Annotated in this window: 18 protein-coding genes and 2 pseudogenes; 13 read left to right on the plus strand and 7 right to left on the minus strand. The window is 57.1% G+C overall.

Annotated features, from left to right (window positions below):
• Positions 1-59: 59 nt before the first annotated feature.
• From LGQ03_RS14735 to LGQ03_RS14760, 6 genes and pseudogenes are all read left to right on the plus strand, one after another.
• On the plus strand, positions 60-1,601 hold the full coding sequence (locus tag LGQ03_RS14735; RefSeq protein WP_226749016.1) for a sugar ABC transporter ATP-binding protein: 1,542 nt from the start codon (positions 60-62) through the stop codon (positions 1,599-1,601).
• Complete coding sequence (locus LGQ03_RS14740) at positions 1,598-2,578, plus strand: ABC transporter permease (RefSeq protein WP_226749017.1); 981 nt, start codon at positions 1,598-1,600, stop codon at positions 2,576-2,578. The genes LGQ03_RS14735 and LGQ03_RS14740 overlap by 4 nt, the downstream gene beginning before the upstream one ends.
• Complete coding sequence (locus tag LGQ03_RS14745) at positions 2,575-3,576, plus strand: ABC transporter permease (protein ID WP_226749018.1); 1,002 nt, start codon at positions 2,575-2,577, stop codon at positions 3,574-3,576. The genes LGQ03_RS14740 and LGQ03_RS14745 overlap by 4 nt, the downstream gene beginning before the upstream one ends.
• Entirely contained in the window at positions 3,573-3,890 is a 318-nt protein-coding gene (locus tag LGQ03_RS14750; RefSeq protein ID WP_226749019.1) for an L-rhamnose mutarotase, read from the plus strand. Before LGQ03_RS14745 ends, LGQ03_RS14750 begins: the two co-directional genes overlap by 4 nt.
• Positions 3,887-5,266 (plus strand): FGGY-family carbohydrate kinase, encoded by a 1,380-nt coding sequence (locus LGQ03_RS14755; RefSeq protein ID WP_226749020.1) that lies wholly within the window; start codon positions 3,887-3,889, stop codon positions 5,264-5,266. The genes LGQ03_RS14750 and LGQ03_RS14755 overlap by 4 nt, the downstream gene beginning before the upstream one ends.
• A gap of 227 nt (positions 5,267-5,493) precedes the next feature.
• A pseudogene (locus tag LGQ03_RS14760) lies at positions 5,494-6,126 on the plus strand (tyrosine-type recombinase/integrase).
• A 204-nt stretch (positions 6,127-6,330) separates the two neighbouring features.
• Here the strand turns inward: LGQ03_RS14760 and LGQ03_RS14765 are convergent.
• Complete coding sequence (locus tag LGQ03_RS14765) at positions 6,331-6,642, minus strand: hypothetical protein (protein ID WP_226749021.1); 312 nt, start codon at positions 6,640-6,642, stop codon at positions 6,331-6,333.
• 520 nt (positions 6,643-7,162) lie between these two features.
• Here LGQ03_RS14765 and LGQ03_RS14770 point away from each other — a divergent pair.
• The 3 genes from LGQ03_RS14770 (at position 7,163) to LGQ03_RS16675 (ending at position 10,639) form a co-directional block, all read left to right on the plus strand.
• Positions 7,163-8,257 (plus strand): histidine kinase dimerization/phosphoacceptor domain -containing protein, encoded by a 1,095-nt coding sequence (locus LGQ03_RS14770; RefSeq protein WP_226749022.1) that lies wholly within the window; start codon positions 7,163-7,165, stop codon positions 8,255-8,257.
• Between the two features lie 355 nt (positions 8,258-8,612).
• Positions 8,613-10,259, plus strand: coding sequence for a mechanosensitive ion channel family protein (locus tag LGQ03_RS14775; RefSeq protein ID WP_226749023.1), 1,647 nt, complete (start codon positions 8,613-8,615; stop codon positions 10,257-10,259).
• A gap of 248 nt (positions 10,260-10,507) precedes the next feature.
• A complete protein-coding gene (locus LGQ03_RS16675) occupies positions 10,508-10,639 on the plus strand; it encodes a hypothetical protein (protein WP_264195052.1) in 132 nt (43 codons plus the stop codon).
• A 52-nt stretch (positions 10,640-10,691) separates the two neighbouring features.
• On the opposite strand, the gene LGQ03_RS14780 is transcribed toward LGQ03_RS16675, so the two are convergent.
• The 4 genes from LGQ03_RS14780 to LGQ03_RS14795 form a co-directional block, all read right to left on the minus strand.
• Positions 10,692-11,366, minus strand: coding sequence for an RES family NAD+ phosphorylase (locus tag LGQ03_RS14780; protein WP_226749024.1), 675 nt, complete (start codon positions 11,364-11,366; stop codon positions 10,692-10,694).
• Complete coding sequence (locus LGQ03_RS14785; RefSeq protein ID WP_226749025.1) at positions 11,363-11,878, minus strand: MbcA/ParS/Xre antitoxin family protein; 516 nt, start codon at positions 11,876-11,878, stop codon at positions 11,363-11,365. The genes LGQ03_RS14780 and LGQ03_RS14785 overlap by 4 nt, the downstream gene beginning before the upstream one ends.
• An 88-nt stretch (positions 11,879-11,966) precedes the next feature.
• A complete protein-coding gene (locus LGQ03_RS14790; protein ID WP_226749026.1) occupies positions 11,967-12,506 on the minus strand; it encodes a recombinase family protein in 540 nt (179 codons plus the stop codon).
• 126 nt (positions 12,507-12,632) lie between these two features.
• Complete coding sequence (locus LGQ03_RS14795; protein WP_226749027.1) at positions 12,633-12,839, minus strand: ParD-like family protein; 207 nt, start codon at positions 12,837-12,839, stop codon at positions 12,633-12,635.
• A 117-nt stretch (positions 12,840-12,956) separates the two neighbouring features.
• Here LGQ03_RS14795 and map point away from each other — a divergent pair, with 117 nt between their 5' ends.
• Complete coding sequence (gene map / locus LGQ03_RS14800) at positions 12,957-13,811, plus strand: type I methionyl aminopeptidase (RefSeq protein ID WP_226749028.1); 855 nt, start codon at positions 12,957-12,959, stop codon at positions 13,809-13,811.
• 420 nt (positions 13,812-14,231) lie between these two features.
• Here the strand turns inward: map and LGQ03_RS14805 are convergent, their stop codons facing one another.
• Positions 14,232-14,729: a lactoylglutathione lyase family protein gene (locus LGQ03_RS14805; protein ID WP_226749029.1), complete on the minus strand. Its 498-nt coding sequence runs from the start codon at positions 14,727-14,729 to the stop codon at positions 14,232-14,234.
• A 103-nt stretch (positions 14,730-14,832) separates the two neighbouring features.
• Here LGQ03_RS14805 and LGQ03_RS14810 point away from each other — a divergent pair, with 103 nt between their 5' ends.
• The 3 genes from LGQ03_RS14810 (at position 14,833) to ampC (ending at position 17,230) form a co-directional block, all read left to right on the plus strand.
• On the plus strand, positions 14,833-15,723 hold the full coding sequence (locus LGQ03_RS14810) for a LysR family transcriptional regulator (RefSeq protein WP_226749035.1): 891 nt from the start codon (positions 14,833-14,835) through the stop codon (positions 15,721-15,723).
• Between the two features lie 40 nt (positions 15,724-15,763).
• On the plus strand, positions 15,764-16,012 hold the full coding sequence (locus LGQ03_RS14815) for a hypothetical protein (protein WP_226749030.1): 249 nt from the start codon (positions 15,764-15,766) through the stop codon (positions 16,010-16,012).
• A 63-nt stretch (positions 16,013-16,075) separates the two neighbouring features.
• Entirely contained in the window at positions 16,076-17,230 is a 1,155-nt protein-coding gene (ampC, locus tag LGQ03_RS14820; RefSeq protein ID WP_226749031.1) for a class C beta-lactamase, read from the plus strand.
• Between the two features lie 301 nt (positions 17,231-17,531).
• Here the strand turns inward: ampC and LGQ03_RS14825 are convergent.
• Positions 17,532-17,708 (minus strand): annotated as a pseudogene (locus tag LGQ03_RS14825) (transposase); the annotation flags it as partial.
• Between the last annotated feature and the right edge of the window lie 44 nt (positions 17,709-17,752).

Consider the following 17,752-nt stretch of genomic DNA (forward strand, 5'->3'; position numbering starts at 1 on the left):
GTCCGGTGCATCACGTGCGCCGGGCCAACTTATCCCACCCATCCTGAGAGAGTATCGGCATGTCGACTCGCCCCGCGCCCGCCATATCGCCTGACGTGTCCCCGATGGTCTCGATGGACATGATCACCAAAACCTTTCCCGGCGTGAAAGCGCTGGATCAGGTCAAGCTGGACCTTTACCCCGGCCAAGTGACCGCCCTTGTCGGTGAGAATGGCGCTGGTAAATCCACGACTGTGAAAATCCTGACAGGCATCTACCAACCCAACGGTGGCACGATCCGGATCGACGGTGACCCAATTGCCTTTGCGTTCCCGAATGACGCGGCAAAAGCGGGCATCACGGCCATCCACCAAGAGACTGTGCTGTTTGATGAGCTGTCCGTGGCCGAGAATATCTTCATCGGGCATGCGCCCCGCACGCGGTTCGGCCTGATTGATACCGCGCAAATGCACCGCAACGCGGCCAAGCTTCTGGCTGACATCGGCGCGCCCTTCAGTTCCCACACCCAATTGCGCGATCTCGGCATTGCCAACAAACACCTCGTGGCAATTGCCCGCGCCTTGTCCGTCGATGCCCGTGTTGTCATCATGGACGAACCGACCGCAGCCCTGTCCCACAAAGAAATCCAAGAGCTGTATGAGCTGGTCGAAACCCTGAAATCACAGGGCAAAGCGATCCTGTTTATCAGCCACAAGTTTGATGAAATCTTCCGCATCGCTGACCGCTACACCGTGTTTCGTGATGGTGCCTTTGTCGGCGATGGCAAGATCGATGATATCTCCGAAGGCGATCTTGTGACGATGATGGTCGGACGATCCGTCGATCAGATTTTCCCGCAAAGGGACCATGCAATTGGTGACGAGGTCCTGAAAGTCGTGGGATATGAACACCCAACCGAATTTGCCGACATTAATTTTACCCTCAACAAGGGCGAAATCCTTGGCTTCTATGGCCTCGTTGGCGCTGGTCGATCTGAGTTCATGCAAGCCCTGTTCGGGATCACCAAACCCTCCAAAGGCGTGTGCCGGGTCAATGGCGACATCAAGGTGATCCGCTCGCCCGCCGATGCGGTCTTCAACGGGATCGTCTATGTCCCCGAGGATCGCGGCAAGCAGGGCGCGATTATCGGCCTGCCGATATTTCAGAACGTCACCCTGCCGTCCTTGGGCAAAACATCCCGCAGCGGGTTCCTGAAGCTCGCCGAGGAATTCAAACTGGCACGCGAGTATTCACAGCGGTTGGACCTTCGTGCGGCGGCACTTGATCAAGACGTGGGCAATCTGTCGGGCGGCAATCAGCAAAAGGTTGTCATTGCCAAATGGTTGGCGACCCAGCCGCAGGTGATCATTTTGGATGAACCCACCAAGGGCATCGATATCGGATCCAAGGCGGCCGTGCATGAATTTATGTCCGAACTGGCCGCGCAAGGGCTGTCCGTTATTATGGTCAGTTCTGAAATTCCTGAAATCATTGGCATGTCGGACCGCGTGATCGTTATGCGGGACGGTCGTATCGCTGCGGAATTGTCAAAAGACGAATTAACCCCAGAGACCCTCGTGCGCCACGCAGCGGGCATTACAACTGACGGAGCGGCTGCATGACCCGTTTTATTCCCGTGCGCGAAACAATTTTGGCAGGTGCCATTCTGGTGCTCCTGCTTTTGACCGCGTCCCGCTTCGCCGGCTTCGTTGCGCCCTCTAATTTGGCCAATGTGTTCAACGACACGGCCCCGCTGATTATCCTCGCGCTTGGGCAGATGGTCGTGATCCTGACCCGCTGTATTGATCTGTCGGTCGCCGCAAACCTTGCGCTGACAGGTATGGCGGTCGCGATGATCAATGTCGCAATGCCGGGTCTGCCGATCCTCGTGATTATCGCGATTGCGATCCTGCTGGGCGCGATCATGGGTGCGATCAACGGCGTTCTGGTCTGGAAACTGGCGATCCCGCCGATCGTTGTAACCCTTGGCACCATGACTATCTTTCGCGGCATTATCTTCCTGATTTCTGACGGCAAATGGGTGAATTCCCACGAGATGTCGCCCGCCTTCACTGCGTTCCCGCGCATGGAGCTGCTTGGGCTGCCGGTATTGTCATGGACCGCGATCATCACGATTGTCCTGTTCGGGATCATGATGGCGCGCGCGCAGTTCGGGCGGTCTATTTTCGCCGTGGGCGGTAACCCCCACGCCGCTGTCTACACGGGCATCAATGTGGGCAAGACACAGTTCTGGGCTTTTGTGGTCTCGGGCGCGTTGGCGGGGCTGACGGGATACCTTTGGGTGTCGCGCTTTGCTGTCGCTTACGTGGATATCGCGGGCGGGTTCGAGCTTGAGGTCGTGGCCGCCTGTGTCATCGGTGGCATCTCCATCGCGGGGGGCGTCGGTTCTGTCAGCGGTGCGGTGCTCGGTGCGATCTTCCTTGGGGTCGTCAAGAACGCGCTTCCGGTGGTGAACATCTCGCCCTTCTGGCAGCTCGCCATTTCCGGCAGCGCGATCCTGATTGCCGTGGCCTTCAATGCCCGCGCGGGCCGAACCAAAGGCCGCATTATCCTTAAATCGGCGGAGACCACACAATGATGGACGCAATCCAAACCCGCCACATCCCCGACCGCCTCAACAGCCGCGCCGCCCGCATCTTCAAGAGCTGGGAAGCCCTGCTGCTGGCCGTCGCCATCGCAATCTTTGTGATCAACAGTTTCTCCTCGCCCTATTTCCTGAGCGCGTGGAATCTCAGCGATGCGACCTTCAACTTCACCGAAAAGGCGATGATCGCTTTCGCAATGGCGCTGCTGATCATCTCCGGTGAAATCGACCTCTCCGTCGCATCCATCATAGCCCTTGCCAGCACTTCGATGGGGCTGGTGCTGCAATACGGTGCCGGCACGCCGGAGCTTGTCATCATCGGCCTGACCGTCGGCTTGCTTTGCGGGGCGTTCAACGGGTTCTTCGTGACGGTGCTCGGCCTGCCCTCCATCGTAGTAACCATCGGCACCATGAGCCTGTTTCGCGGCATCAGCTTCATCATCCTTGGGGATGACGCATTCCGCGGCTATCCCGCCAGCTTTTCGTGGTTCGGGCAGGGCTATATCTATTGGGTCTTCACGGTTGAGATGCTGTTATTCGTCGTCATCGCCGTCATCTACGGCATCCTGCTCCATAAAACCAACTTCGGCCGCGCCGTCTATGCCATCGGCAACAACCCCACGGGCGCATTGTTCAGTGGTATTCGCGTGGCCCGCGTCAAGTTCATCCTGTTCCTGCTCACCGGTCTGATGTCGGGCATCGCGGCCGTCTGTTTGACCTCCCGCCTTGGCTCAACGCGGCCCAGCATCGCGACGGGTATGGAACTTGAGGTGGTGACGATGGTCGTCCTTGGTGGCGTCAACATCCTTGGCGGGGCCGGCACGATCCCCGGTGTCGTGATCGCAGCCTTTGTCATGGGGCTCGTGACCTTCGGCCTTGGCCTGTTGAACGTCCCGGGTATCGTCATGTCGATTTTCATCGGTCTTTTGCTGATAGGTGTCATTGCCCTGCCGCGCCTTTGGGCGATGGCTGCCGCGCGGCGCAAACCATGAGCGAACGTCACGTCTTTCGCATGCGGCTGAACGATGGGATGGCCGAAGAATACAAACGGCGCCACGATGCCATCTGGGCCGAATTGGTCGACTTGCTGCACGACGCTGGCGTCAGCGACTATTCGATCCATCTGGACGCGGAAACGGGCCATCTGATTGGCGTCCTGACCCGCACAACAGATCACGGCATGGACGCATTGCCAGACCATCCCGTGATGCAAAAATGGTGGTCCTACATGGGGGACATCATGGAAACGAACGCGGATAGCTCGCCCGTCGCCGTGCCCCTCTCTCCACTGTTTTATATGCCATGACCACACCGAGCCACATCGCTGTCATCGACATCGGCAAGACCAACGTAAAACTCGCGCTGGTCAATTTAGCGGACCTGACAGAAATGGCCGTGATCACGCGCCCGAACATTATAAAACAAAGCCCGCCCTATCCGCATTACGATGTAGAAGGGCACTGGGCGTTCCTTCTGGATGCTCTGGCGCAATTCCACCGCGATCACCGCGTTGATGCCATTTCCGTAACCACCCACGGCGCCTGTGCCGCGTTACTCGAATCTACAGGTGCGCTGGCCACCCCCATTCTGGACTATGAACACACCTATCCCGCTGACAGTTTGGCGGCCTACGATGCGATCAAACCCGATTTCGCTCAAACCGGATCGCCAAAACTTGCAGGTGGCCTGAACATCGGCGCGCAGCTGCACTGGCTTTTTGCAAGTGATCCGACCCTTAAGAATCGCACCGCCCAAATCGTGACTTATCCGCAATATTGGGGGCATCGCCTGACGGGCGTAACCGCAACCGATGTGACATCCATCGGCTGCCACACGGACCTGTGGAATCCCTATGAGGGGACGTTTTCCGATCTACCGGAAAAGCTCGGAATTCGCGATATAATCGCACCCGTGCGCCGACCCAGCGACATCTTGGGTCCGATTTTGCCAGAAATTGCACAAGCCACTGGCCTGGCGCCCGAAACCCCCGTTTGCGTCGGTATCCACGACTCCAACGCCTCGCTCTATCCGCAAGTCGTGTCGCAGGACGGGCCTGTCTCAGTCGTCTCCAGCGGGACCTGGGTTATAGTTATGTCGATGAAACCGGACGGCCCTCCAACGCTCGACCCGTCTCGCGATACCCTCGTCAACGTCAACGCGCGCGAACAAGCTGTCGCCAGTGCGCGCTTTATGGGGGGACGTGAATTCGAAGTGATCCAACAGGGCGGGCGAGTCGAACCAACGAAGCAAGACGTGTCGGCGGTGCTGGACAGACATTGCGTGTTATTGCCATCAGTCGAACCCGGGTCTGGCCCGTTCCAGGGCCAACAGATGCAATGGCTCGGCGATGAACCAGATGCTGGTTCGGGCCAACGCTCGGCCGTGCTCTCGTTTTATCTGGCCTTGATGACAAGCACCTGTCTGAACCTTGTTGGCGGTGCCGGCCCCACGATAGTGGAAGGCCCCTTTGCCAGAAATCCCGAATACCTCGCTATGCTGCTTGCCGTCACAGCTCGCCCGGTCCTGACAAACGCAGCCGTCACAGGAACAAGTATCGGCGCGGCCATGTTGTTCGGCGATGGTGCATTTCCACCTGAGCTTGAGAAATTTGAAACCGCTTTACCCGTGGACGCGCTAAGGGCTTATGGCGATCTGTGGTTTAAGTTGGCCAACGTCGGGTAGCCGCCCGACTGACTGCGTGACAGTATGCAGTTGGATGGAAGGTAATTTGTCCACAGCAGCCAAGGACCGCCGCCCCACCGAAGCAGCCATTTCGGCGCTACGCAGCATCTAACACATCGGGCTCGAAGCCGACCTCGGATGCGTGCGTTGCAGCAATTTATGATATGCTGCCTCGGTCAACGTCGGGTTGTCGATGTGGGAGGGATTGGTGGATTGGAGGACCAGTCATGGAAACCCCAAATTTAGCTGCCATTCGCGCGCTTCGTCCAGCTTGGAACAAGGGGCGCATTGTCGGTCAGAAGCGCCCGCTGAAACCCAAGCATGTGTGGGCAATCAGGGTTAGACTTGAGCTTGCCGAGAACCACCGTGATCTGGCGCTGTTCAACCTTGCCATCGACAGCAAGCTGCGCGGCTGCGATTTGGTCAAAATGAAAGTGGTCGATGTTATGGCATCAGGCCAGATCAAGGAGCGAGCTTCGGTGCTTCAAAGCAAGACACAGAAACCTGTGCGGTTTGAGATTTCCGAAGGAACCAGAGCCTCGCTTGCGAAGTGGATGGAATATCCGTTGATGGTCGGGTCCGAATATCTCTGGCCGGGCCGTTTTCACGAGCGTTTGCACATCTCAACCCGCCAATATGCCCGCATTGTGCGAGACTGGGTGTCATCGATCGGTTTAGAAGTGACAGCCTACGGGACCCATTCGATGCGACGCACGAAAGTCACGCAGATCTAAAAGAAAACGGGCAACTTGCGCGCGGTTCAGCTATTGTTGGGCCATACCAAGATGGACAGCACAGTGCGCTATCTCGGTGTTGAGCTCGAAGATGCGCTTGCTATCGCGGAAGCCATTGAAATTTAAACGTTCGGGCCGTCTTTAGGGACGGCCCTGAGCTGCCGGTCAGGAGGTCCTTTGCGGCGAGATACAGCTTCCGCAAACCGGTCAGTCAGGGGGGCCGCAGCATTACTGACATCGGGCGTCAGCTATGTGGAACGGAGCGGACGGTCCTCGCATTGGCGCAAGAACCGCGCGCATGTGCTGCATCGCAGACGCCCCGGGCAGCGCTTAGACTGCCGCAAGCGCCACGCTGTAGCGTTGGTGCAGCATGCGCAACAGCCGCGCAATGAGCTTTGCGTGACGGCCTGAAACCAACTGTGCTGTCCAAATACCTTCCGCTCCGTTGAAGACAAGGACCGGGCGATACCGCCAGCATGCCTGTGTATAGGCTACGCCATTCACCCTTGCAGGTTTGCTCCAGTAATCCTTGCCAAAAACCGGGGACGGGACAAACCGAAATGTTTTGTCATCGCACTCTGCGACGGTTTCCAATGCATCAGCCACAGGCAAAATATGGGTCACGGGCAGATATACTATCATATCCGGGCCTTCGGGGCTGACCTAGGTAAAAGCGAGCCAGAACCCCTCGGCATCTTTGCAAAGCGTGATCGCGCGCAACCAGGATTGGTTAGAAAAACATATCTTGCGCCACTTTCGCAAAACCTTCAAACGCGCACCTCCTAATGATCCTTCGGCTGAATATGCTTTGCCAAAAGCTGAAGCCAATGCAAGCGCCTGAGCGTTGCCCTGTGATCGGCCGACCGCTCTTGCGACATCATGGGCCAAGACGACCGTCCGCAAAGGGATCTTTGCGGCCGGTCAGCCTGAACCATGAGGTCAGCTCAGCACTGAAGGAGGCGAGATCGACGTGCTCGGCCCAGAGCCGACCTTGGGATTGGGTGACTACGCCGCGACGCGGCTTCACCAATCCAGACAATTGTGCTTCATCATTCTTGATTTTGTCGCAAATGACGGGGTAGCTTCCGACCTTATTCGAGAAGCACCGCTATTTTTCCTTCTAAGACAAAGCATATCGCCAAAATCTGACTGGAGCGACGTTATGGAGGCCGCAACCCACCCCCAGCAACAGGCGCGCCTCGCTGCGCTCCGGTCGTTTGAGATCCTCGATACTGATCCCGAACGCGATTTCGACGACATCGTGGCCCTTGCGGCCGCCACCTGCGGCACGGCGATCTCCGTCGTCAACTTCATCGACGCCGAACGGCAGTGGTTCAAGGCTGAAACCGGCCTCGGCGTCCGGGAAACACCACTCGCAACTTCGCTCTGTGCGCATGCAATCCTCGAGCAGGACTTCGTCGAAATTCGTGACACGCTCGAAGATCCGAGGATGTGCGACAATCCGCTTTGCCTGGGCCAATCGGGCCTGAGGTTCTATGCCGGTGCGCTGCTGAATACCTATGAGGGCCTGCCCCTCGGCACGCTGTGTGTGCTGGATCATCAACCGCGAGAGCTGACTCCGCTGCAACGGGACACGCTGCGCGTGTTGTCCCGACAGGTCATGGCCCTCCTTGACGCGCGACGCGCCCTTCGCACCGCCGATATTCTTCGCCGGGAGGTCGACCACAGGGTCAAGAACTCGCTTCAGTCTCTGTCATCCTTCACCCGGTTGCAGCAACGCGCGTTCGCATCGGAGGACGCCAAGCGGGCGTTGTCGATGGTGGGCCGTCGCATCGACGCCCTGACCAGCCTTCACGAGCAGCTGTATCAGACCGATGACCATCATTCGGTCGACCTTGGGGCATATATCGAGAGGATCTGCGCGCAATTGGCGGGCCTCGCGCCTCGGGGTGTGACGCTTGACGTCGACACCACGCAGATCACCGTCTCGCCCCAGCAGGCAGCAGCGGCCGGAACGTTCGTGAATGAATTTATCTCGAACTCCTACAAGCATGCCTTTCCGGACGGCAGGACGGGCACTGTTGCCATCCGCCTCACCGCGGTGGCTCCCGACCACATTGAACTGGTTTGCATGGATGACGGCATCGGTCTTTCGCGAGACATCTCGAAATCCACCGCCGGTCTGGGCATGAAGATCGCAGAGGTGGTCTGCTTGGAGCTCGAAAGCAAGCTTGATCTTCAGAACTGCGACGACGGGGTTATCGCAACTCTCGGGTTCGCACCGCGACCGTTGTAGTGGCGGTTTTGGCTCGTCGGTCCCAGAATATTTTAACCGGCTGCACGAAGTGTCCCGCAGTCCATGATGGCTTGATCTCTCACCGCTTACAAAAAGGGACCACCAAAAATATCGGCCCATGCCGACCTTGGGATCGGATGATGATTGTGCGGCTTAGCTTCCCCGAAGCGGCCGTCTGAGCGACGCGCAGCATTTCACGACGCATGAGGTCAGCTAGGCGGACTTTCCGACGGGCGATCGATGCCGCTTGGATCAAGGAGGTGGCAACGTTTAAAGGAACCTAATAATTCCGTGGTCGTTGGCTCGCATACACCTTTGCAGATGAGGTCACCCACCAGCTTTTTAAGGAAGCTAAATGCGTTGCATCGCTCGATACATTCTCATCACGAGCCTTTGGATCTCGACAGGGCTATTCAATGCCGCTGCTGCTCAGGACGCAGTTTTCGAGAGCAATGTGCTCAATGTTGGGCTGGGCGAGGTGCCAGATACAGTAGATCGGAGTTCTCCGCAGTCGACGCTGGAAGCTCTCTTGGATCTTGCCGAACTGCAGGATTTCAAATCCGCCGCTCACCTGCTGAACCTTTCACCAGTTCCGGTCTCGGAACAAGCTGAGAAGGGCCCGGAACTCGCCGAGAAGCTTTATGAGATCATCACCAGGAAGGTCGTGATCGACTGGACCGATTTAATTGATCGACCTGACGGTATGGATGCCAACGCCACCACAGATGGTGCGGTTGCCGGCCAAGCAAGACGGTCAATTCTTCTTTGGGTTCTAATCATCGACGATCGGCCATATCCTATCAGACTGGACCGAATTCAGGTTGGTGACACCCCGCCAGTCTGGGTGTTTTCCCAGAGGTCGGTCGCCAATATCGAGAAACTGCACGCGAAATTCCGCCCGTCCCGGCTGGAGGAGGCTCTACCGGGGTGGACACGCAAAATCGCATTCTGGCACCTCATGTGGTGGGAGGTGTTCGGAATTCCTCTTATGCTCGTGCTGGCAGGGTTGTCAGGCGTATTGACACACAAGGCGCTTTCTCGCGTGGCTGACAACGCACGGCGTAGTTTCAGAACAGAGATTGTTCAGTCGACCAGGATGCCCGCGATGATCTTCGTTATGACGACGATCATCGCAAGCATCAGCGCGATGTTCGTATTCTCTGGCGGGGTCTCGACATTCATCTCGCCGTTTCTAGCGCTAGGGTATGTCCTGACCGCCCTGATCTTGGTCATCAACGTTATCGACAGGATCATCGACCGGCTGGTTGATTTCGATGACGTGTCCTTAAAGAGTGCCCAACACGACGGGCGACGTTCGATGGCAACAAAAATATCGCTGGCGCGTCGTATCCTGATCGTCGCCATCTTTGTTATGGGTGCCGGTATTGTCATGACCGAAGCCAACCTTTTTCGGACTTTCGGGTTCTCCCTTCTGGCTTCGGCCGGCGCTCTGACTCTCATCCTCGGTTTCGCGGCACGCGAGGTGCTCTCAAATATCATGTCGTCCATGCAGATCGCTCTCAATCAGTCGGCGCGCATCGGAGACAAAGTGCTCTTCAAAGATCACGTTTGTCACGTTGAACGGATCAATTTCACTTTCGTCCAGTTGCGTGTTTGGACAGGTGTGCGGCTCGTTGTCCCCGTGACGGAGTTCGTGGCAGAGACTTTCGAGAATTGGACGCTTCAGGAAACAAACATGAAGCGCCTTATTGAGGTGAAGGTCGCACATACCGCGGATGTCGAAAAACTCCGTCAGATCTTTAATGATGTGATCGAAACCGTGGATGCCGAGGAGCTAGGTGATAAGGATGAGCATTTGGTTATGGTCACGGATCATGACGTATTTGGCCAAGAAGTCACGTTTGCGCTTTCTTGTGCAGATCCCAACACGTCGTTCGTCGTATCCTGCGATGTCCGCGAGAAACTTCTCAGTCGCATGCAAGGTCTAGAACGAACGGGTGTTGAAGTTTTCCCCGAGGCCGAACCCATCGAAGCCGTGTGAGACCATCCGCAAATCGAAAGCGCCTGAGATACCACATGAGAAAGAGGATGGGAGATCGTAAGGCATCGAGACCGTTTCAGTTGGCTGCGGTCAAGGTGCGATCACCCACTTCGTCGAGGAGGTGGACCTATCGCGGATTGATGCCGCTCCTTTCATTGCATTTACTGCTGAGGTGCCCCCCGAAAACTGGACACTTACGTAAGCTTTGAATTGCTGTCTGCTGATCTTCACCACGAAGGAGATCGAAGATGTCGAAACGAAAGCAGCATGCCCCCGAGTTCAAAGCGAAGGTGGCGCTGGAAGCGTTGAAAGGTGAGGCGACCGTGTCGGAACTGGCAAGCCGGTTCGGGGTGGACCTGTCGCACTCTCATGCCACCTAAAGTGTTCGATCAACCCACCTTCCGGAAAAAAGAGACAGCGCTCGACCATTGGTCAAGACAGCTGACGCACCACAACACTCCCTGTCTGGGGCACTTCGATTTTGAAGTGGTCCGCCTGCATCACGTTACGAACGAGCGATGGGCGAAAGCAGACCCAGTTCTCATGTCCCGGGTGACGGACGCTCTCATACCGAATGCCGGCGCACACACCTTCTGCTCGAATACGCTGCCCGAAAGCTTGAGGTGCGGGATAGCTCGCATCGTCGGGATCGTGAAATTCCGGATACGCCCCGAAGATGTCGACATAGTCGCCTGCAAGGTCCGCCTTATACTGCCGGTAGCTTTCTGATTTCTGCGTCAATGCGCTGACCGCGATTTCCTTGCGCAGTCCGTTGGCAACTTTCAGCATTGCAGAGGTAAGGTGGGTCGACCCATACCACGCCCCAAGGCTCGCGCCAGAAAAGCGTAATCCACCGGGCGATCCATGTAAAAACGCAGCCATAACCACACTGGCGTTCGGACGACCATACACCCACTCCTCTTGTGGGAGGCGATCCATTCGTGGCTTTACGAGACGATCGTTCGTCCAGCCCTCCAGATCCATAACGGCCGCCAGGTCATCATGGGTCGTGACTGCGTCAAAGGCCCGGATTGGCGGAAACCGCGAGGGAATAAGGCGTGTGGTCCCCGCTGGTGCGGGCACCACATCGTAATCTGAAATTTTCATGCAAAGACGAGATCGTCTTCGGTGACAGGCTCAAAGCTGCCCTCCGGTGCACCATACCCCATTTCGCCACCGCGCCATGCGTCAAGGTAGCGGCGCACGGACATAAGACCATCATGTCCGCCTTCCAGCATGTAAGCCATAGGTGAGGCTCCGGCGAAGAGCGTGCCTTGGTGGGGGCCCTTCAGCCAGACCAGCGCTTGGTTCTCATCTTCAAATAAAATTGTCAGTGCCTTGTATATTCCAAGTATGGCTGAAATCCGCAAAAGTGTATCAAGAGGCAGGGTCAGGGGCTGATGCTCCCGCGCCTTCTTCATCCATTGGTGATATGTAGAGCGACCCGGATCCCCGAGAACAGCGATCCGTTCCGCCTCAGTCAGTCCAAACCGGTCTGCAATCTCACGAAAAGTGCGTAAGCCGGGAGCGCTTGTCCGGACACGATCCTCCCTCGAAATGCTGTGAAATTCCATGGTCCCGGAGGAAGCTCCGGTGTTTGCAAAATTCGCAATCAACATGATCAGCCTCTTTTGTCTAGTTACAGACATATAGTCCACATATGGACAAGTCAACAACGGAGAGGAGTGTCATCCTGCGCGATAGACTTCATGCCCGTCTGATCGTATTCGGTGAGACCATGAACAACCTTGCTAACTCGGCGACGCCACGGCCTTCTTGATCGCGCATCCGTTGAACTTCAGCGCGGCGTTCCTGCGAGAGTGCAGGAGGGCGTCCACCAATGCGACCGCGTTTACGGGCCGCTGCTAATCCCTCTTTTGTCCGCTCCGCTATCCGTTCGCGCTCGAACTGGGCGATGGAAGCAAATACATGGAAGACCAGACGCCCAGCCGATGTCGTGGTGTCGATGTCTTCGGCCAAGGATCGAAAACCTGCACCCTTTTCGCGGATAGCCTCTACAATGGTCAGGAGATCCTGCAAAGATCGACTGAGGCGGTCATACTTGGTCACCACCACCACATCCCCTGCGCGCAACTGGTCGATCATTTTTGAGAGTTCAGGCCGGGTCTTCTTTGTTCCAGATATTTTCTCCGCAAAAACGCGCCCCGTTCCAACACTCTCCAGTGCAAAGATCTGTCCATCGAGGTGCTGGTCTTCAGTGGACACGCGGGCATAACCGATAATCATTGCCCAACCTCTCTCAAAAACCTTCAACAACTGCTTTAGTTTTGAACAGGGTTTTTGGCGGCGTCAATGGTGGTAGTTGGAGCATATGCCAAAAACAAGCGTTTTAGGAATGTTGTGTAAAACAGGTTAGGCAGCATCAACCTGCGGGAATTGTACGTCAGCGTCCTTGAGTTGCTGTGCGATGATCTCAGTGAACGTCATGGTCGGGTGAGACTCGGCCAACATGCCAATCTTGATCCAGAACTCCGCCTGCGCATTGATTGAACGACACATGACAGAGCTCGCCTTGCGCAGTTCCTCATGCAGTTCCTCGCCAATTTTTACGATACCCATTGATCTGCCTTTTCTTTGCTTGCATACGAAACATATACGAATCGTATATTTTAGCAATACCCTCTTAGGTCTGACGCGATCCGTCCAAAGAGGTGCAGGCAACGCGAGGGACGCCTTATGGACAGCTACATCGATGTGCCGATAGCGCCGCCTGCCCAGCAGGCAAGGCGGACCGAGAGCATTAAACTCTATGGCCTGGATGCCTTTGAGGGGATGCGCCGCGCTGGCCACCTGACGGCGAGGTGTCTGGACGGGGTGGCCGACATCATCCAAGACGGCATGCTCTTAGCTGAGATCAATACCTATGTCCTGGACTTCGCTGCTTCTCACGACGCCATGCCAGCGACGCTTGGCTACAAAGGGTATGCCTATGCCTGTTGCACCTCCGTCAATCATGTCGTGTGTCATGGCTTTCCAAACGAGAAAATCTTGCGCACCGGCGACATCGTCAACGTCGACGTGACGCTGATCCTTGATGGCTGGTTTGGCGATTCAAGTCGTATGTATGCCGTGGGTAAGCCGACACGGGCAGCCGAGCGGCTGATCCAGATCGCGCATGAAGCGATGAGGCGTGGAATTGAAGCTGTCCGTCCCGGCGCGCACCTTGGCGACATCGGGCATGCAATTGAGGCCTACGCACAGTCAGAACGGACGAACGCGGTGCGTGACTTCTGCGGTCACGGGATCGGGCAAGTCTTTCATGACTCCCCCAATATCCTCAATTTTGGCAAGTCGGGTGCCGGCCCAGAGTTGCGCGAGGGTATGATTTTCACGGTGGAGCCGATGATTAATCTGGGACGCGAAGACGTGAAGTTGCTTGCCGATGACTGGACCGTCGTCACCCGTGATCGATCGCTATCAGCGCAGTTCGAGCATTCGATCGGCGTGACAGCAACTGGGTACGAGATATTTACGCTATCGCCCACTGGCCGTCATGCACCGGGGGTCGAGGTCAACGCATTTCCCCTATAGCAGGAATATAAAGGCCTGCCAAAACGAGCGTTTTTGGAACGGTCATGAATGACTGCTGAGCGGGACTTTTCTGCCATTCGCTGCGATTGCAAACGTCGGGATAGCGCTGGCGTACAAGAACGTCGCGGTAGCAGGCGGTCTCCAGCACTTCGGGGTAGGCAGCAAGCCAGGCATGCGCGTGGCCTCAGGCTGCTATCACATCCAGAATGTGAACTCGCTTCACGACCGCTACAAAAGGTTCAGCAAGCACTTCTGCGGACCGGCTACGAAGAACCTCAACGGCTACGTCCGATGGCTGGAGGTGCGACTGGCTGGGGTGTCGCCTGCGGACATTTTCAGTTCGTCGTGTCTCGGGCCGCCCCTGGCCAATGTGATGTCGGCTTGTGCCGGCCCCGTGTCACACGGGGCCGGCGCGGACAGCTATTCGTAGGCACCAGCGGAATAGGTGAGCTCGTAACTGTGGCTGTAAAGCTCGAAGACAATGCCGAACGGGTCTTCGACATAGACCATCCTATAGGGTTTGGTCCCTGGGAAGTATTCGCGCACCGGCATCCGCTGTCGCCCGCCAGCTTCGATGATGCGTTGGGCCAAGCCTTCGACGTCTGGGTCCTGCACCGCAAAGTGGAAGGTGCCATGGCGCCTGTGCTCGAGCTTGTCCTCGGGCGCGTAGTTACCGGGGAACTCAAAGATCTCGATACCGATGCCGTCGGCGGTCGACAGGTGCGCGATCCTGAGCGAGCCCCATCCCGGGCCGAACACGTCCGTGCACATGACGCCGATGGCGCTGTCGTCCTCGACGGCTTCAGAGGGTTCCATCACGACGTAAAACCCAAGCACTTCTGAGTAGAATTTCACGGCAGCGTCGAGGTCCGGAACGGACAAGCCGATGTGGGAAAAGGTGCGTGGTGTCTGGGTCATGTCATATCTCCATTCGCGTTACGTTGAAGCCGATATGGACTTTGGATAGCGCTTTGTGAAATTATCGATTGAGATAGAAATAAGAACGCGGCGTTATCATCGGATGTTCAACGCAACTTGGCTCGAGACCTTCTCCACACTGTGCGAAATCGGGCACTTCACCCATGCGGCAGAGCGTCTGAACATGACACAACCCGGCGTGAGCCAACACCTCCGGAAGCTCGAACAGCAGGTCGGACAGGCGCTGATCAGCCGACTGGGAAAGAGCTTCACCCTCACTCCAGCGGGCGAGGCGGTATTCGCGCTCGGCTTATCCCGCCGGGCCGAAGAAAAGCGCCTGCGCGACGCCATAGAGGCAGACGACCGGAACGCGGGGCCGGTTCACATCGCCTGCTCTGGCAGCTTCGCGATGCTGCTCTACCCAATTTTGTTACCTTGGATGCGCGCGGGGCCCGATCTGAGTGTTCACCTCGAGGCGGCGCCGCAGGCCGAGATCCTGGCAGGGCTGCTGGACGGACGTTTTGACCTGGGTGTGCTGGGGGCTGACCCCGACCACGCGCGGCTGGAGGCCAAACACCTCGGGCGGGAAGAGCTGTGTCTCGTCGTTCCAGCGGACGCAGCCGACACGCCTCTGTCTTTCGCCGACCTCGAGGCGCGTGGTTTCATCGCGCACCCCGATGGTTACGGCTATGCCGATGACTTGCTGCGGCTGAATTTCCCAGACGACTACCCCGGTGCCGACCGGCTCAGCGTGCGCGGTTCGATCAACCAGATCGGCCAGATCCCTGCCCCTGTGGCCGCGGGGATCGGCTACACACTCCTGCCCCGGAGTGGCGTGGAGGCCTTCGCCAACAAGGCGAGCCTCTCCGTTTATCAACTTCCGAAGCGCCGTTGGCACGAACTTTGGCTCGTCATGCGCCGCGGCCGTTGCTTGTCGGCGAGGGCGCGCCATGCGCGGGACATCATCCAAGAAGCGGCTGGCCAACTCCGGTAAGCGAAGGCCCGTCCGTCTGAAGTGACGGGACCAAAACGAAATGCGGACACCCCCAAAATTTTTGCTGGTGCAAAATGCTGCAATTGCAGCGATTGAGTTTTTTGGGTTCGGAAGTGGACATTCGGAGCGCTTGCCTAATCCTTCCAAAAACGAGCGTTTTTGGCGCTTCTCTGAGATAAGCTGTGCGGACCAAGCTGCCATTTGTCGCTCTAATGGCAATGTAAAATTCATGAGCTGGAGCATGAGCGTTTTGCTGCGCGATCATCAGGAAATGCGATTTCGCATTTGAGCATCAACCAAATGCGCCATAAATCGCCAAAATCATAAAAACACGAACCACACTGAGGCAGAGATGAAGACTTTGAACCCCGCAGCGGCTGTGCTGGTGTCCCTTCCCACCACGCTTGTCGCGCAAGATCTGACTGACGCGCAGGTCACTGACATGGCGCGTGACAGCTTCGCGCCGGTGATCGCAGAGTTCGACATCCCCGGATTGGTGGTCGGCATCACCTTCCGCGGTCAACAGCATTTCTACGCGACCGGGTTAGCCGCGCGCGAGGGCGAGGTTGCGGCGTCGCCAGAGACGATCTTCGAGCTGGGATCGATAAGCAAGATTTTCACCGCATCCCTCGCGGCCTTGGCCGAACAGCAGGGCGTCATCGATCTGGAGTCCCCCGTGTCGGGGAGCCTGCCGGACCTAAAGGGCTCTGCCTTCGACGACATCAAGCTTGCCAATCTGGCCACACACGTCACCGGCGGTCTGCCACTCCAAGTTCCGGACGCGGTGCAGAATGTGCCTGCACTGGTGGATTGGCTGGCCGAATGGCAACCGCCGCAACCCGGGACCCGCAGCTATTCAAATGTCAGCATCGGGCTGCTTGGTTACATCACGGCGGAAGCATTAGGGATGCCCTATGCGCAGGCGGCCGAAGACATTCTGTTTCCCGCGATGGGCCTGACTAGCACCTTCGTGAACGTGCCTGATAACGAGATGGACCGTTACGCCTACGGATACGATCGCAACACCGACGCGCCTATCCGGGTGAATCCCGGAGTGCTGGCGGACGAGGCTTATGGCGTGAAATCTACGGCGCGCGACATGGTGCGCTTGCTTGATCTGGAACTGGGCCACGGCGATGCAGTCCCGGCGCTAATGGCAGCCCTTGAGCGCACCCGCGAGGGCCGTGCCGAGACGGCTTATTATACGCAGGACATGGTCTGGGAGCAGTATCCATGGCCCGCCGATGTGACCGCGATGGAAGCCGGCAACGGTTATGACTTCATCCTGTCACCCCAACACGCCACCGCGATCACTCCCCCCCTGCCGCCGCAGCAGAACGTCATCCTGAACAAGACCGGGGCCACCAACGGCTTCGGTGGGTATGTAACGCTGTTGCCCGGCGAGGACCTCGGGATCGTCGTCCTGGCTAACCGGAACTATCCGAACGAAACCCGTGTCCGCGCTACATACGACCTGATCGAGGACCTTCTGGCAGCTCAAGAGTAGTGGACGAGTAAAGGTTTTCGAACTTGAGACAGGAGGTCCGAAATAATTCGGATCTCCTCAATTTTTCCTGAGCGTCTTTACGGCGGAGACTCCCCGTCGGCCGCCGAATATTAGTCATTCGATTCACCGCAAAAATTCTCCAAAGTTGGACTCGAAGCTACCATTTGCTGCGCTTGCATGATCCTTCCAAAAACGACCGTTTTTGAAAAATTATTAAAAGGCTGAAGACTGCGTTCAACTTGCGTTGTTCGGATATTGCCTGAGGATACCCGTCCGGTGGGCCGCGTCTTAGGGTCAGGACTCATAACCAGTAGATGATAAGGGCGGCGAGGGTGATGGCCGAAAGGAATACCTTCGGGCATCGGTCATATCGGGTGGCCACACGCCTCCAGTCCTTGAGTCTTCCGAACATGATCTCGATGCGATTGCGCCGCTTGTATCTCCGCTTGTCGTATTTGACCGGCGTCTGAGGTGCCCCTAGTTTTCTAGACGCCTGCCTCGTTCATTTTCTGCTGTTTCATT

Origin of the sequence: Loktanella gaetbuli, from assembly GCF_020531945.1 — a bacterium.
Taxonomy (GTDB): domain Bacteria; phylum Pseudomonadota; class Alphaproteobacteria; order Rhodobacterales; family Rhodobacteraceae; genus Loktanella; species Loktanella gaetbuli.

Coding starts and splice junctions, on each gene's coding strand:
- LGQ03_RS14735 (WP_226749016.1), top strand. CDS start 60: ATGTCGACTCGCCCCGCGCCCGCCATATCGCCTGACGTGTCCCCGATG.
- LGQ03_RS14740 (WP_226749017.1), top strand. CDS start 1,598: ATGACCCGTTTTATTCCCGTGCGCGAAACAATTTTGGCAGGTGCCATT.
- LGQ03_RS14745 (WP_226749018.1), top strand. CDS start 2,575: ATGATGGACGCAATCCAAACCCGCCACATCCCCGACCGCCTCAACAGC.
- LGQ03_RS14750 (WP_226749019.1), top strand. CDS start 3,573: ATGAGCGAACGTCACGTCTTTCGCATGCGGCTGAACGATGGGATGGCC.
- LGQ03_RS14755 (WP_226749020.1), top strand. CDS start 3,887: ATGACCACACCGAGCCACATCGCTGTCATCGACATCGGCAAGACCAAC.
- LGQ03_RS14765 (WP_226749021.1), bottom strand. CDS start 6,642: ATGATAGTATATCTGCCCGTGACCCATATTTTGCCTGTGGCTGATGCA.
- LGQ03_RS14770 (WP_226749022.1), top strand. CDS start 7,163: ATGGAGGCCGCAACCCACCCCCAGCAACAGGCGCGCCTCGCTGCGCTC.
- LGQ03_RS14775 (WP_226749023.1), top strand. CDS start 8,613: ATGCGTTGCATCGCTCGATACATTCTCATCACGAGCCTTTGGATCTCG.
- LGQ03_RS16675 (WP_264195052.1), top strand. CDS start 10,508: ATGTCGAAACGAAAGCAGCATGCCCCCGAGTTCAAAGCGAAGGTGGCG.
- LGQ03_RS14780 (WP_226749024.1), bottom strand. CDS start 11,366: ATGAAAATTTCAGATTACGATGTGGTGCCCGCACCAGCGGGGACCACA.
- LGQ03_RS14785 (WP_226749025.1), bottom strand. CDS start 11,878: ATGTTGATTGCGAATTTTGCAAACACCGGAGCTTCCTCCGGGACCATG.
- LGQ03_RS14790 (WP_226749026.1), bottom strand. CDS start 12,506: ATGATTATCGGTTATGCCCGCGTGTCCACTGAAGACCAGCACCTCGAT.
- LGQ03_RS14795 (WP_226749027.1), bottom strand. CDS start 12,839: ATGGGTATCGTAAAAATTGGCGAGGAACTGCATGAGGAACTGCGCAAG.
- map (WP_226749028.1), top strand. CDS start 12,957: ATGGACAGCTACATCGATGTGCCGATAGCGCCGCCTGCCCAGCAGGCA.
- LGQ03_RS14805 (WP_226749029.1), bottom strand. CDS start 14,729: ATGACCCAGACACCACGCACCTTTTCCCACATCGGCTTGTCCGTTCCG.
- LGQ03_RS14810 (WP_226749035.1), top strand. CDS start 14,833: ATGTTCAACGCAACTTGGCTCGAGACCTTCTCCACACTGTGCGAAATC.
- LGQ03_RS14815 (WP_226749030.1), top strand. CDS start 15,764: ATGCGGACACCCCCAAAATTTTTGCTGGTGCAAAATGCTGCAATTGCA.
- ampC (WP_226749031.1), top strand. CDS start 16,076: ATGAAGACTTTGAACCCCGCAGCGGCTGTGCTGGTGTCCCTTCCCACC.